Here is a 14156-nt window from a genome sequence, read left to right on the forward strand (position 1 = left end):
CGCGCCCCCGCCGGGGGCCGGCGGGACCCCGCGGGACCCCCGCGGGCGTTGTGGGACCCGGACAAGTCGGGCTCGGGAACCGTGTGCGGGTCGTGAGCGGGCGCGGCGCGTCCGCACCGGCAGAGTGGTCGGGTGCTCGCGATCGTCTGCCCCGGACAGGGCGCCCAGACCCCCGGAATGCTCGCCCCCTGGCTCGAGCTGCCCGGATCCGCCGACCGCCTGGCGGCCTTCTCGGAGGCCTCGGGCGTCGACCTGACGGCGCACGGGACGACCTCCGACGCGGACACCATCCGCGACACCGCGGTGGCCCAGCCCCTGATCGTGTCGACCTCCCTGCTGGCGCTGCGCGCGCTGGAGGACGAGGGCGGCCCGGTCGCGGCCGGCGCCACGGCGGGGCACTCGGTCGGCGAGTTCGCCGCCGCGGCCGTCGCGGGCGTGCTCGACGACGCCGCTGCGGTGGCCCTCGTCGGGCAGCGCGCCCGGTTCATGGCCGAGGCCGCCGCCGCCGAGCCCACCGGCATGACCGCCGTCCTCGGCGGCGACCCGGACGAGGTGCTCGCGGCGATCGAGGCGGCCGGCCTGTGGCCCGCCAACGTCAACGGCGGCGGCCAGGTCGTCGCCGCCGGTGCGCAGGACGCGCTGGCCCGGTTCGCCGAGAACCCCCCGGCCCGCGCCCGCGTGGTGCCGCTCCAGGTCGCCGGCGCGTTCCACACCCCGTTCATGCACCCGGCGCGCGACGCGTTCGCCGCCGTCGCCGCGCAGACCGCGGCCGCGTCGCCCCGGGTGACGCTGCTCACCAACGCGGACGGCTCGGCCCTCGGGCCGGACGTCGCCGGCGCCGACGTCGTGGCCCGCCTGGTGTCCCAGATCGCCTCGCCCGTGCGGTGGGACCTGTGCCAGGCGACCCTCGTCGAGCTCGGCGTGACCGGCCTGCTGGAGCTCGCCCCCGGTGGTGTGCTCAAGGGCCTGGCCCGGCGTAGCCTGCCCGGGGTGGAGACGGTCGCGATCACGTCGCCGGCCGACCTGCCCGCCGCCCGGGGCCTCGTCGCCCGCCACACCGCGACCCCCGGCGCGCCCACGACCGACGACTCCCGGGAGACCGCGAAGTGACCCGCCCCACCCTGACCCAGGCGACCGGCCCCGCCCACACGCGGATCCTCGGCCTGGGCGCCGCCCGCGGCGAGAACGTCGTCCCGAACGACGACCTGGTCGGCCCGATCGACTCCTCCGACGAGTGGATCCGGCAGCGCACCGGCATGGTGACCCGCGTCCGCGCGGGCGCCGACACCGACGTCCTCGACCTGGCCGAGAAGGCCGCCCGCGAGGCGATCGCGAACGCGGGTCTGACCGGCGCGGACATCGACGCGGTCATCCTGGCGACCGTCACCTACTTCCACCAGACCCCGTCGGGCGCCGCGATCCTCGCGGACCGGCTCGGCGCGACCCCGGCCGCCGCGTTCGACGTGTCGGCCGCCTGCGCGGGCTACTGCTACGGCATCGGCCAGGCGGACGCCCTGGTGCGCGCCGGCACCGCCCGCAACGTGCTGGTCATCGGCGCGGAGAAGATGAGCGAGTTCGTCGACCCGACGGACCGGTCCATCTCCTTCCTGCTCGGCGACGGCGCGGGCGCGGTCGTCATCGGCCCGTCCGACTTCCCCGGCATCGGCCCGACCGTGTGGGGCTCGGACGGCTCGCAGGCGCAGGCCATCCGCCAGACCCACTCCTGGCTCGACACCCGGGACAAGGGCGCGGGCTGGCCGACGCTGCGCCAGGAGGGCCCGAGCGTCTTCAAGTGGGCCGTCTGGCAGATGGCCCCGGTCGCCGAGAAGGCCCTGGCCGCGGCTGGCGTCACCGCCGACCAGATCGACGCGTTCATCCCGCACCAGGCGAACATGCGGATCATCGACCAGATGATCAAGCAGCTGAAGCTGCCCGAGACCGTCGCGGTCGGCCGGGACATCGCCGACACCGGCAACACCTCGGCGGCCTCCATCCCGCTCGCGACCGAGCGCCTCATCCGCGAGGGCCAGGCGAAGAGCGGCGACCTGGCGCTCCAGATCGGCTTCGGCGCGGGCCTCGTCTACGCCGCCCAGGTGGTCGTGCTGCCCTGACGGGGCGCCCGGCCGCAGTACCGTTCATCGACCGCACGACCGTCGCCCCGCCTCACGGCGGGGTGCAGCACACAACCAAGGAGACACCGATGGCGCACAGCGAGCAGGAGATCCTGGCCGGCCTGGCCGAGATCGTCAGCGAGGAGACCGGCCTGCCGACCGACTCGGTCCTGCCCGAGAAGTCGTTCACGGACGACCTCGACATCGACTCCCTGTCGATGATGACGATCGTGACCCTGGCCGAGGAGAAGTTCGAGGTCCGCATCCCGGACGACGAGGTCAAGAACCTCGCGACCGTCGGCGACGCGGTGTCGTTCATCTCGAACGCCCAGGCCTGAGACACCCGACCGGGGTCCGCGCCGCGCCGCCGCCTCGCGCGGCGTCCGGGAGCCCAGCGCTCCCGCGGCGCGGACCCCGGTCGCGTCCCGGCACGCTCCGGGACGCCCCCGCACCACCCGCACGCACCCGACACCCCAGGAGCACCTCATGAGCACGCGAGTCGTCGTCACCGGCCTCGGCGCCACGACCCCGCTCGGCGGGGACGTCCCCACCACCTGGCAGGCCGCCCTGGCCGGCACGTCGGGCGCGCGCACCCTCGACAACGACTGGGCCGAGACGTACGGCCTGCCGGTCGACTTCGCCGCCACGCTCGCGGTCCGCCCGGAGGAGGTCCTCCCCCGGCCCGAGATGAAGAAGATGGACCCCTCGGCGCAGTACGCGATCATCGCGTCGCGCGAGGCGTGGTCCGACGCCGGCGCCCCGGAGGTCGACCCCGAGCGGCTCGGCGTCGTCGTGTCCTCCGGCATCGGCGGCATCTGGACGACCCTCGACGCGTGGGACACCCTGCGCGAGAAGGGCGCCCGCCGCGTCCTGCCGATGACCGTCCCCATGCTCATGCCGAACTCGCCGTCCGCGTACGTCGAGCTGGAGTTCGGCGCCCGCGCCGGGGCGCACGCCCTGGTGTCGGCCTGCGCGTCCGGCGCCGAGGCGATCGGCTACGGCGTCGAGATGATCCGCACCGGCCGCGCCGACGTCGTGATCGCCGGCGGCACCGAGGCCACCATCCACCCGATGCCCATGGCCGCGTTCGCCGCGTCCCGCACGCTGTCGACCCGCACCGACGACCCGGCCCGCGCCTCGCGGCCGTACGACGTCGACCGCGACGGCTTCGTCATCGGCGAGGGCTCCGGCATCGTCGTCCTGGAGTCCGAGGAGCACGCCCGGGCCCGCGGCGCGAAGGTCTACGCGGCCGTCGCCGGCGTCGGCCTGTCGTCCGACGGCTACCACATCACCTCCCCCGAGCCGACCGGCCGCGGCCAGATCGCCGCGATGCGGATGGCCATGACGGACGCCGGCATCGGCACCGCCGACGTCAAGCACGTGAACGCGCACGCCACCTCGACCGTCGTCGGCGACCTCATCGAGGCCCGCGGCGTCCGCGAGACCCTCGGCTCCGACGCCGACCAGGTCGCGCTGTCCGCCACCAAGTCGATGACCGGCCACCTGCTCGGCGGCGCCGGCGCGCTCGAGACCGTCTTCTCGGTGCTCGCGGTGCACGACCGCCAGGCCCCGCCGACGATCAACGTCGAGAAGCCGGACCCCGAGCTCGTCCTCGACCTGGTGCGGGACACCCCGCGTGCCCTGCCCGAGGGCGACCTGGCGGTCGTGAACAACTCGTTCGGCTTCGGCGGCCACAACGTCGCCCTGGTGGTCACGAACGCCTGACCCGGGTCCTTCGACCCTCGCGACCCCCCGGGTGGAGCGTCCTGCCCGACACGCCGGTGCGTGTCGGGCAGGACGCTCCACCCGTTTCCACCCGAGGGCCCCGGGCACGGCGGTACCGTCCGCGGCATGGACGCGATCACCCGCCACGAGATCCACGAGGGCTGGGCGCACGCCGGACTGGTCGAGGCCGGCGCTCTGGTGTTCGTCTCGTACTGCGTCGGCCGGACCACCGGCACGACCGCCGAGCAGGTGCACGGCGCGCTCGACACCCTCGAGGCGCGGCTCGCGACGATCGGGCTGTCGCTCGCCGACGTGGTGCAGGTCGACGCCCTGTTCGCGGACATCTGGGAGATCCCGGCGATGGAGGCCGTGTTCCGGGAGCGGTTCACCGCCGGGTACCCGGCCCGGAAGTCGATCCAGACGGCGTTCGCGCACGAAGGGCTGCGGTTCCAGCTCGACGCGGTGGCGCACCGGGGGGCAGCAACCCCCTGAGCGCCGCCCGGGCGCTCAGCCCGGGCCGTCGCTCGCCGCCGCCAGCAGCGAGACCAGCACGTCCCCCACGGGGGTCGGGATGCCGTGCGCCCGGGCGCGGCGGAGCACGACCCCGTTGCGGGCGTCCCACTCGAGCGGCCGCCCGGCCTCGCGGTCGGCGAGGATCGACGTCCCCAGGTCGGGCGGGTTCGACCGGAAGCCGTCGAGGATCGCCTCGGGCACGTCGTCCCCGAGCGCCGCCCCCTCCTCCCGGGCGACCGCCAGGCACTCGCGCAGGTAGCGCAGCGCCAGGTCGCCGACGTCGTCACGGCGGAACGCGGCGGAGCGCCGCCCGGTCAGGACCATGAGGCCCGCGGCGGCGTTCTGCAGCAGCTTCCGCCACGCCACCGTGGGGAAGTCCGCGGCGAGGTCGACGGCGCACCGGCTGCCGCGCAGCGCGTCCCGGACGACCGCCGCCGCGGGCACGTCCGGCAGCGTGAGCCGGGGATCGCCGCGCAGCAGGACCGCCCCGTCCGGCTCGGCGACCGCCGGGAACCAGACGACCGCGGGCAGCACCTCGGCCCCGCCGGCCAGCGGTGCCACGACCGGCACCTGCTCGACGCCGTTCTGCAGCACGCACACCACCGTGCCCGGGCCGCAGAGCGCCGACAGCCAGGGAGCCGCGCCGTCGACCTGGGTCGCCTTGACCGCGAGGAGCACGAGGTCGACCGGCGCGCGGACCTCCCGCGGGTCCGTCCGGACCGGCCCGGGCACCACGACCGTGCCGTCCGCCGTCCGGAGCACGAGGCGCTCCCGCGGGGTCCGGCCGTACAGCCGCGGCGTCCGGCCGGCCTCGTGCAGCGCCGCGGCGACGGTGGTGCCGATGACACCGGGGCCGACGAGGGCGGTCGTGGCAGGGGGTGCGCTCGAGGTCACACCGGCGAGGCTACGCGCCACCTCACACCCGGTCGGGCCGCGTCGTCATGTCGGTGACCGAACAGGAAGGGTCGCAGCCGTGAAGCACATCGTCGTCGTCGGGGGCGGGTACGCCGGGTTCTACGCCGCGTGGGGGCTCGAGAAGAGGCTCCGGCGGGGCGAGGCGCGGGTGACCGTCGTCGACCCCCGTCCGTACATGACCTACCAGCCGTTCCTCCCCGAGGTGGCGTCGGGCTCCGTGGAGGCCCGGCACGTGGCCGTCCCGCTGCGCCGGCACCTGCGTCGCACGCGGCTCCTCGCCGCGACCGTCACGCGGGTGGACCACGCCGCGCGCCGGGTCACGGTGGCGCCGCGGGACGGCGACCCGGTCACGCTCGCCTACGACGTCCTCGTGCTGACCGCCGGCGCGGTGACCCGGACGCTGCCGATCCCGGGGCTCGTGGACGAGGCGATCGGCCTGAAGCAGGTCGAGGAGGCGGTGGCCGTCCGGGACCACGTGCTCACCGCGTTCGACCGGGCGGCGGCCCTGCCGGCCGGCGCCGAGCGCCGCCGGCTGCTGACGGTCACGTTCGTCGGCGGCGGGTTCTCCGGGGTCGAGGGCTTCGGCGAGACCCTGTCGCTGGCCGCCTCGCTGCTGCCGTCGTACCCGGAGCTGGCCGCGGACGAGCTCGCCTTCCACCTCGTCGAGGCCCGCGACCGCATCCTGCCCGAGGTGACCGACGGGCCCGGGGCCTGGGTGGTCCGCCACCTGCGGCGGCGCGGGGCGCACGTGCACCTCGGCGCCCAGCTGCGCTCGGCCGTGGGCGGGCACGTCGTGCTGTCCACCGGGGAGGAGTTCGACAGCGGCCTGGTGGTCTGGACGGCGGGCAACGCCGCGAACCCGGTGGTCCGCCGGCACACCGACCTCCCGGTGACCGATCGCGGGCTGATCCGGGTGCGCGCCGACCTGCGCGTCCAGGACGCGGACGGCGTCGTGGTCCCGGACGCGTGGGCGGCCGGGGACGACGCGGCGGTCCCCGACCTGGCCGGCGGGCCCGGGGCGGTCACCGTCCCGAACGCGCAGCACGCCGTCCGGCAGGGACGGCTGCTCGCGGCCAACGTCGTCGCCGCGCTCCGCGGCCGGACGACCCGGGACTACGTGCACCACGGGCTCGGCGTCGTGGCGACGCTCGGCCGGCACCAGGGCGTCTTCCAGTATCGGCGCCTGGTGCTCACCGGGCTGCCGGCGTGGCTCGCGCACCGCGGCTACCACGTGCTGGCGGTCCCCACCTGGGAGCGCACGCTCCGCGTCCTGCTCGTCTGGTTCGCGGCCGCGCTCGCGGGGCGGGACACCGCGTCCCTGAGCGCGGTGGTCGAGCCGCGGCGGTCGTTCGTCACCGGCGGTGCCCCGGAGCGCGGGGCGGACCACGACGGGCGGGACGCACGGCACGCCGGCGACGCGCCGTCGGGCCCGCGCGACCCGGTCCGTGCCACGATCTCCGCGGCGTGACCGACGACGGAGGGGGACGGCGGGCGATGATCGAGCACGGACCGGACCGGCGCGTCCCGCCGACCGCCACGGCCGACGACGACCTCGCGGGGGTGTTCGAGGAGCGCCGCCGCCTGCTTGCGATCGGCTACCGCATGCTGGGGACGCTCGCCGAGGCGGAGGACGCCGTGCAGGAGACCTACGTCCGCTGGTACCGGATGACCGACGCGGAACGGGCGGCGGTCCGGAACCCGGCGGGGTGGCTGACCCGGGTCATGGGCCGGGTCTGCCTGGACGTGCTCGGTTCCGCCCGGGCGCGCCGGGAGCGGTACGTCGGCGAGTGGCTCCCGGAGCCGGTGCCGGCGGACCTGTTCGCCGGCGTCCCCGGCGCGACCGCCCCCGCCCTCCCCCCGGGCGGCGGCGACCCGCTCGACCGCGTCACTCTCGACGAGGAGGTGAGCACCGCGCTCCTCGTGGTCATGGAGAGCATGACCCCTGCCGAGCGCGTCGCCTTCGTGCTGCACGACGTGTTCGCGGTGCCCTTCGACGAGGTCGCGGCGGTCGTGGGGCGCACGCCCGCCGCGGTCCGCCAGCTCGCGACGTCCGCCCGGCGGCGGGTCCGCGAGCGCGGCGCCGTCCCCGCCGGGGGCACCCGCGAGCACGACACCGTCCTGGCCGCCTTCGCCGCGGCCTGCGCGGGCGGCGACATCGACGCCCTGACGGCCCTCCTCGACCCCTCGGTGACGCTGCGGTCCGACGGCGGCGGTCTGGTCAGCGCGGCGCGGCGCCCGGTGCTGGGGGTCGAGCACGTGGCGCGGTTCGTGCTCGGCGTCCTCCGCAAGCAGGCGACGGCGACGCTGGTGCCCCGGCGGACCGGCGACGGGCTGGCGTTCGCCCTGGTGACCGAGGACGGCGTGCGGGGTGTCGTCAACGCACGGGTGCTGGACGGCCGGATCGTGGACCTGTGGTTGCAGGTGAACCCCGAGAAGCTCGGCGCCTGGCACGGCGGGCGCTGACCTCACACCCGGCGGGGCTGCGTCGTCATGCCGGCAGGACCGGCAGGGCGCCGGCCAGGAGGGAGAGCCATGCGACTGCTTGTCGCCGGTGGCACCGGCCACGTCGGGAGCCGCCTGACCGCGCGGCTGCGGGAGCTCGGGCACGACGTCGCCGTCGGGTCCCGCGGCAGGGGCTTCGACCCCGTGACCGGCGCCGGCGTCGGTGAGGCCGTGCGGGGGGCCGACGTCGTCGTGGACGTGCTCAACGTCCCCGAGACGGACCCCGCGGCCGCCACGGCGTTCTTCCGCGGCACGACCGAGCGCCTGCTCGCCGCCGGGCTCAGCACCGGCGTGCGGCACCACGTCGTGCTGTCGGTCGTGGGCGCGGACCGCGCGCTGGCGAACGGGTACTACGCCGGCAAGGTCGCCCAGGAGGAGGCGGTGCGCGACGGCGGCGTCCCGTTCACGATCGTCCGGGCCACCCAGTTCCACGACTTCGTCCCGGCCCTCGCCGACTGGCTGACGGTCGACGGCACCGTCCGGGCTCCCGGCACGCTCCTGCAGCCGGTGGACGTCGGCGAGGTGGTCGACCTGCTGGCCGACGTCGCCCTGGGCGAGCCCGCGGACGGCACCGTCGACCTCGCGGGTCCGCACCGGTACCGGCTCGACGACCTCCTGCGCGCCACGCTCGCCGACCGGTCGGACCCGCGCGCCGTCGTGACGGTCGCCGGGACCGCGCTGGGCGCCGAGAGCGACGACGCGCTGGTCCCGCTCGGGGACCACCTCCGGGGCGTGCGCCCGTACCCGGTCCCCGGGGTGCCCGTCGCAGCGGAGCCGGTCCGATGAGGATCGCGGTCGCCGGCGGCACCGGCACCGTCGGCCGGCACGTCGTCGACGCCGCCGCGCGCCGGGGGCACGACGTCGTGGTCCTCAGCCGGCACGAGGGCGTCGACGTCCTGGGCGGTGCCGGTCTCGACGCCGCGCTGGCGGGCGCCGACGCCGTCGTCGACGTGCTGAACACCACCACGCTGTCGGCCCGGGCGGCGACGGCGTTCTTCTCCGGCACGACGCGCAGCCTGCTGGCCGCGGGCACCCGGGCGGGGGTGCGGCACCACGTGGCCCTGTCGATCGTGGGCATCGACGGGACGGACGCCGCGTACTACGCCGGCAAGCTGGCGCAGGAGCGGCTGCTCGCGGGGTCGGGGAGCCCGCACACGATCGCCCGCGCGGCGCAGTTCCACGAGTTCGCGGAGCAGGTCACCGCCCGCACGTCCCTCGGCCCGGTCACCGTCGTGCCCCGCACGCTGTGCCGCCCGGTGGCCGCCCGCGAGGTGGCCGAGCACCTGGTCGAGGTCGCCGAGGCCGGGCCGACGGGCCGCGCGCCGGACCTGGTCGGGCCGCGGGACGAGACCCTCGCGGACATGGTCCGGCGGCTGGCCGCGCACGACGGCACCCGGCGGCGGGTGCTGGACGTGCGCCTCCCCGGCCGGTACGGGGCCGGGCTGGCGTCGGGCGACCTCCGCGGCGACGGCGGACCGCGGCGGGTGGGCCGGACGACGTTCGACGAGTGGCTGGACTCGCGCGGTCGCTGAGGACAGGGGGGCGGGGGCGCCGGCCCTGCTCAGTACCCGCTGAACGCGTCCGTCCGCACCCGCCGCGCCCCCGCGCGCCGCAGCAGCGCCCGCGTCCCGTCGACCATCGCCGGCGGCCCGGACACGTAGGCGTCGCGCTGCGCCAGGTCCGGCACCGCCTCGGCGAGCCCCTCGACGCTCAGCCGCCGCTCGCCCAGGTGCACCGCCCCGGGCGGCAGCCCGTCCAGGTCCGGCGTCGGCGACAGCACGAGCACCCGGGCCCCGGCGGCCCGCGCCACGTCGGCGTAGGCGAGGTCGGCGTGGTCGGTGACGGCGTGCACCAGCACCACGTCCCGGCGCTCCCCCGCGTCCGCCAGCGCCGCGAGCTGGGACGCGAACGGCGTGATCCCGATGCCACCGGCGACGAGCAGCACCGGCCGCTCGGCGTCGTCGGGCAGCACGAAGTCGCCGCCCAGCCCGGTCGCCCGCACCCGGGAGCCGATCGGCAGCGCGGCCAGCGCGCGCTTGAACGTGCTGGGCCGCTCGGGCACGGTCAGCGCCACGGTGAGCTCGCCCGCCGACGGCGCCGACGACACGCTGAACACGCGCCGGGTGCCGCGGGCGTCGGGTCGGCGGTGCGGCACCGTCAGCTCGACATACTGACCCGGCCGGAACCGCACGGGCCGGTCGGCCCGGAACGCGAGCTCCACGGTGCGCGGCGTGAGCCGGGTCGACCGGGTCAGCGTGAGCCGGACGGCGCCGCGCTGGCCCCAGGCGAAGCCGATCAGGTTGCCCACGACGAGCGCCGCCTCGGGCGTGCTGAACAGCGGGCCGACGTGGTACGACACGGCCATCAGCCCGCCGACCACGACCGCCTCGACCAGCTGCTGCCAGCGGCGCGGCGGCAGGGTCAGCGGCTCGGTCAGCATGACGCCGCCGAGGAACAGGATCGGGTAGGACACCACGGCCGTCTGGACCGCCGGCCACGGCGCCGAGCCCTCGGCCACCAGCCGGATCGCGACGGCCAGCACCGCGACCCCGACGAACGTCCCGACCAGCGCGTACCGCCGGGTCCGGACGACGACCACGAGGGTCAGCAGCAGCACCGGCACGAGCAGCCAGCGGTCCGCCACCCACCAGGTCGTCGCGTCCCAGCCGGTCAGCCCGACCAGCAGCGCGCCGATCGCCGCGGGGTTGACCAGGTGCCGGCCGCGCCACGCCAGGACGTACTTGGACGCGTTCGCCAGCAGCGCGGCCAGGGCGAGCGTGCCGAGGTACCGGGCCTCGAGCGTCGGCCAGAACAGGAAGAACAGGATCAGGCCGGTGATGATCGCCGACTCGGTGTGCGGGCGGGTGCGGAACGCCAGCGCGGCGCCCCACGCGCTCGCCACCGACGCGGCCACGGCGACCGCCGCGCTCACCACCATCGCCCCGGGGTCGAGGAAGATCACGCCGGTCGCCGCCAGCACCACCGCCACGACCGCGAGGGCGGAGAGCCCCAGGGTCAGCAGCCGGTACATCGTGACGCGGCCCAGCCGCTCGTCCAGCCACGCGAACGCGCTCACGCGAACACCTCCCCGTCCAGGCCGAGGGACCAGCGCAGGCTCCCGTCGGCGCGCAGCACCACGTAGCGGACGTCGAACCGGGACGCGACCAGGTCCGGCTCGGCGAAGAACAGCGCGGTCGCGGCGACGTCGGCCACCAGGGCCGACTCCCCGACCGCCCAGGTGGCGAGCACGTCGGCGGTCGGCACCCCGGTCCGCGCGTCGACCACGTGGTGCAGGCCCTCGCCCCAGGCGCGCCGGTTGGTCGCCGACCCGCACAGGGCGCCGTCGGCGAGCCGGAGCACGCCGAGCGCGCGCGTCGTGTCCCGCGGGTCCTCCAGGGCGACGGTCAGCGGCGCGGCGCCCCGGCCCGCGACCCGCAGGTCCCCGCCCGCGTCCACCACGTGCTCGCCGACCCCGTGGGCGGCGAGCACGCCGGACACCAGGTCGACCAGGTAACCCTTGCCGCCCGCGCCGACGTCGAGCAGCGCCGGCTCGTCGAGCACCAGCGTCGCGCCGTCCCGCCGCGCGGCACCGCGCCAGTCGGGGACCGGCGCGGTGCGCAGCGACCCGTCGGCGTCGCGGCGCGGGCGCAGCGTGTAGGCCGCGTCGTAGCCCAGCCCCTCCAGCGCGCGCCCGACGAGCGGGCTGACCGCCCCGTCGGTGCACCGCGCCGCCTCGTCGTACGCGTCGAGCAGCGGTCCGGCGTCGTCCGGCAGCCGGTACGACCCCGCCCCGCCGCGGGCGACCTCCGCCACCCAGGAGTCGTCGCGGAACCGCGACCAGTCCCGGTCGAACCGGTCGATCCGGGCCCGCACCGCGCCGAGGACGGCGTCCGCCAGCGGCTCCGGGGTGTCGACCGTCCAGCGGGTGCCGATCGCGTCGAAGGCGACGGTGGCGTCAGGCCGCGGCATCGGCGCGGATCTGGTCGAGCGCCGCGTTGAACCCGTCGCCCGTGAGCGACGAGCCGGAGACCTTGTCGACGGACAGCCCGGCCAGCTCCTGGCCGACGACCTCGTCGGCGATGCCGGAGGCGAACTCGTCCTGGAACCGCGCCGCGTTGCCGCCGGTCGCCTCGGGGGTGACGGTGACGTCGGTGACCACGCCGTCGGCCACGGTGACGTCGACCGAGATCGACTCCTCGCCGCCCGGCGTCGAGTACGAGCCCTCGGCCGTGTAGCTCCCGTCGGTGAACTCGCCCGTCGACGATCCGGCGGTGCCGTCGGTGCCGGCGCCCGCGGTCGCGTCCGCGCCGCCGGAGCCCGCGTCGGACTGGGAGGACGCCTGCGCGTCGTCCTCGGTGGCGGCGTCCGCGTTGCTGCAGGCCGCCAGCGCCACGAGGACGGACAGGCCGGACATCAGGCCGAGCGTGCGGCGTCGGGTGGTGTGCGCCATGGGTCGTCCTCCCCTGGTCCCGGCCCCCGGGACCCCTTGGTTGAATCCGATCACATTGGGTGTGACACACGACGCTAGGCACGCTTGCTGGGAACGGCCTGGGAATCGGCGAGGTGCCCGCCCATCATCCGGTGCACTTCTGGTCACGGCGCGCTTGCGGGACGCCCCGTGGCGCTCGCTACGGTCGACGCGTGCCGACGCTGACGATCGAGACCGGGACCCCCGCGCGCGTCACGGTCCGCGGGCCGGACGGGACGTGGCACGCGCCCGAGGACGCCGTTCGCGACCGCACCGCCGACGACCGCCCCGGGGTGCTCGGGATGGACGTCGACCCCACCGACGCCTCCACGATCGAGCCCGGGTACACCGCGCACTTCCTCTCCGCCGGCACCGCGGAGGTCCCCGTGCCGCGCGAGGCCTGCACGGTCGTCGTGGAGCGCGGGCCGGAGCACCGGCGGGTCGAGCGGGTCGTCGACGTCGGGGCCGGCGGGGCGCGCGTGGCCTGCGACCCGGAGCGGTGGGCCGACCTCGCCGCCGACGGGTGGTGGTCCGGCGACCTGCACGTGCACCGGCCGCTCGCGGACGCGGCCGCGCTGCTCCGGGCCGAGGACCTGCACCTGGGGGCGTTCGTGACCCGGTGGAACGAGCAGGCGCCGGCGGGCGGGACCGGGGCGGGCGGGGCCGGCGCCGGCGGAGCCGGGGCGGGCGGGGACGGCGGCGTCCCGCGGGCCGCCCTGACGGTCGACGGCGACCGGCACGCCGTCGCGCCGGTCACCGAGGACGAGCGCGGCGGCGGGGCCGTCCTGCTGCACGGCGTCACGGTGCCCGACCTGCCCGGCACCGGCGCCGGGGACTGGTGGTACCCGCCCGCCCGGACCCTCGTGGACGCCGCGCGGGCCACGGGCGCCTTCGTCGACGCCGAGAAGCTGACCTGGTGGGACGTCCCGGTGCTGATGGCCACCGGCGCCCCGGACGCGGTCGGCGTGCTGAACAACCACTACGTCCCCGGCGGGATGCTCGCCAACGAGGCCTGGGGGCGCCCCCGCGACCGCGCCGCGTACCCGGGCCCGGAGGGCGCGAGCCGGTACCAGCTCGCGCTCTGGTACCGGTACCTCGGCCTCGGGCTGCGGCTGCCGGCGTCGGCGGGCTCGGCGTCGGGCGTGCTGCCCGCGCCGCCCGGGTACGACCGGGTGTACGTCCAGGCGCCGGGGCCGCTGACCGTCGACGGCTTCTACGCCGGGCTCCGGGCCGGGCGGTCCGTGGTGACGAACGGGCCGCTCCTGGCGTTGGCCGTCGGTGACGCCGGGCCGGGCGCGACGGTGCCCGCGGGGCGGCACCGGGTGCGCGCGGTGGCGCGCACGGCGTGGGCACCCGGCGTCGGCGCGGGGCCGGGGACGCGCGCGTCGGACGGCTCCGGCGCGGGCGGCTCCGCGCCCGACGGCACCGGTCCGGCGCGGGTCGAGGTCGTCGTCGACGGCCTGGTCGCGGCGCGCTCCGACGGGCCGGTGCTGGACGTCACGCTCGACCTGCGCCGCGCCGGCTGGGTGGCCGCCCGGGCCAGGCAGCCGGACCCCCGCACGATCCGGCTCGCCCACACGAGCCCCGTGCACCTCGACGGCCCCGGCCCGGACCCCGCGGCGCAGGCCGAGCACCGGGCGTTCTTCGCACGCTGGGTCGCCGACCTGGCGGCCGCGGCCCGCGCCGACCCGGGACGGTTCGGCTCCCCGGCGCGCCGGGACGAGGTGCTGGACCTCTACGACCGCGCGGCACGCTTCTACCGCTGACGAGGACCGCACCGGCTGCTGCGCGCTGCGGCGCGCTGGAGGAAGACGCCCGCGCCGAGCGCGGGGGCGCGCGCCGAGCGCGGTAGCCCGCGCCCAGCGCGGTAGCCCGCGCCCAGCGCGGTAGCCCGCGCCCAGCGCGGTAGCCCGCGCCCCCCC

14 protein-coding genes are annotated in these 14156 nt (G+C 77.0%); 10 read left to right on the top strand and 4 right to left on the bottom strand.

Annotated features, from left to right (window positions below):
- Window positions 1-132 precede the first annotated feature (132 nt).
- The 5 genes from FS882_RS20005 to FS882_RS20025 all read left to right on the top strand — a co-directional run bounded on the left by FS882_RS20005 (window position 133) and on the right by FS882_RS20025 (window position 4328).
- The gene (locus tag FS882_RS20005) at window positions 133-1110 is read left to right on the top strand and encodes an ACP S-malonyltransferase (RefSeq protein ID WP_158375878.1); all 978 of its coding nucleotides are present in this window, start codon (window positions 133-135) and stop codon (window positions 1108-1110) included.
- Window positions 1107-2111, top strand: coding sequence for a beta-ketoacyl-ACP synthase III (locus tag FS882_RS20010; RefSeq protein WP_158375880.1), 1005 nt, complete (start codon window positions 1107-1109; stop codon window positions 2109-2111). The genes FS882_RS20005 and FS882_RS20010 overlap by 4 nt, the downstream gene beginning before the upstream one ends.
- A gap of 89 nt (window positions 2112-2200) precedes the next feature.
- Window positions 2201-2449 carry an acyl carrier protein gene (locus FS882_RS20015; protein ID WP_146838928.1) on the top strand — a complete coding sequence of 83 codons (249 nt, stop codon included), beginning with the start codon at window positions 2201-2203 and terminating at the stop codon, window positions 2447-2449.
- A 148-nt stretch (window positions 2450-2597) separates the two neighbouring features.
- Window positions 2598-3836: a beta-ketoacyl-[acyl-carrier-protein] synthase family protein gene (locus tag FS882_RS20020; protein WP_158375882.1), complete on the top strand. Its 1239-nt coding sequence runs from the start codon at window positions 2598-2600 to the stop codon at window positions 3834-3836.
- A 126-nt stretch (window positions 3837-3962) separates the two neighbouring features.
- Window positions 3963-4328, top strand: a complete 366-nt coding sequence (locus FS882_RS20025; protein ID WP_158375884.1) for a RidA family protein — start codon at window positions 3963-3965, stop codon at window positions 4326-4328.
- Window positions 4329-4343: 15 nt separating this feature from the next.
- Here FS882_RS20025 and FS882_RS20030 read toward each other — a convergent pair whose 3' ends face one another.
- Window positions 4344-5243, bottom strand: a complete 900-nt coding sequence (locus FS882_RS20030; protein WP_158375886.1) for an oxidoreductase — start codon at window positions 5241-5243, stop codon at window positions 4344-4346.
- 79 nt (window positions 5244-5322) lie between these two features.
- Here FS882_RS20030 and FS882_RS20035 point away from each other — a divergent pair, with 79 nt between their 5' ends.
- The 4 genes from FS882_RS20035 (at window position 5323) to FS882_RS20050 (ending at window position 9298) form a co-directional block, all read left to right on the top strand.
- Complete coding sequence (locus FS882_RS20035; RefSeq protein ID WP_158375888.1) at window positions 5323-6732, top strand: NAD(P)/FAD-dependent oxidoreductase; 1410 nt, start codon at window positions 5323-5325, stop codon at window positions 6730-6732.
- Window positions 6729-7727, top strand: a complete 999-nt coding sequence (sigJ, locus tag FS882_RS20040) for an RNA polymerase sigma factor SigJ (RefSeq protein ID WP_262348437.1) — start codon at window positions 6729-6731, stop codon at window positions 7725-7727. The genes FS882_RS20035 and sigJ overlap by 4 nt, the downstream gene beginning before the upstream one ends.
- Before the next feature lie 69 nt (window positions 7728-7796).
- On the top strand, window positions 7797-8552 hold the full coding sequence (locus FS882_RS20045) for an SDR family oxidoreductase (protein WP_158375890.1): 756 nt from the start codon (window positions 7797-7799) through the stop codon (window positions 8550-8552).
- On the top strand, window positions 8549-9298 hold the full coding sequence (locus FS882_RS20050; protein ID WP_158375892.1) for an SDR family oxidoreductase: 750 nt from the start codon (window positions 8549-8551) through the stop codon (window positions 9296-9298). Before FS882_RS20045 ends, FS882_RS20050 begins: the two co-directional genes overlap by 4 nt.
- 29 nt (window positions 9299-9327) lie before the next feature.
- On the opposite strand, the gene FS882_RS20055 is transcribed toward FS882_RS20050, so the two are convergent.
- Genes FS882_RS20055 through FS882_RS20065 form a run of 3 tightly spaced genes read right to left on the bottom strand, consistent with a single transcriptional unit; the run spans window position 9328 to window position 12216 of the window.
- Window positions 9328-10842, bottom strand: a complete 1515-nt coding sequence (locus FS882_RS20055) for an FAD-dependent oxidoreductase (protein WP_158375894.1) — start codon at window positions 10840-10842, stop codon at window positions 9328-9330.
- Window positions 10839-11735, bottom strand: coding sequence for an FAD:protein FMN transferase (locus tag FS882_RS20060; RefSeq protein WP_158375896.1), 897 nt, complete (start codon window positions 11733-11735; stop codon window positions 10839-10841). Before FS882_RS20060 ends, FS882_RS20055 begins: the two co-directional genes overlap by 4 nt.
- Entirely contained in the window at window positions 11722-12216 is a 495-nt protein-coding gene (locus tag FS882_RS20065) for an FMN-binding protein (RefSeq protein ID WP_158375898.1), read from the bottom strand. Before FS882_RS20065 ends, FS882_RS20060 begins: the two co-directional genes overlap by 14 nt.
- A gap of 191 nt (window positions 12217-12407) precedes the next feature.
- Between FS882_RS20065 and FS882_RS20070 the strand changes: the two genes are divergently transcribed.
- On the top strand, window positions 12408-14000 hold the full coding sequence (locus tag FS882_RS20070) for a CehA/McbA family metallohydrolase (RefSeq protein ID WP_158375900.1): 1593 nt from the start codon (window positions 12408-12410) through the stop codon (window positions 13998-14000).
- The last annotated feature ends 156 nt before the right edge of the window (window positions 14001-14156 follow it).

The organism is Cellulosimicrobium cellulans, from assembly GCF_007679345.1.
GTDB classification, from domain to species: Bacteria; Actinomycetota; Actinomycetes; order Actinomycetales; family Cellulomonadaceae; genus Cellulomonas; species Cellulomonas cellulans_A.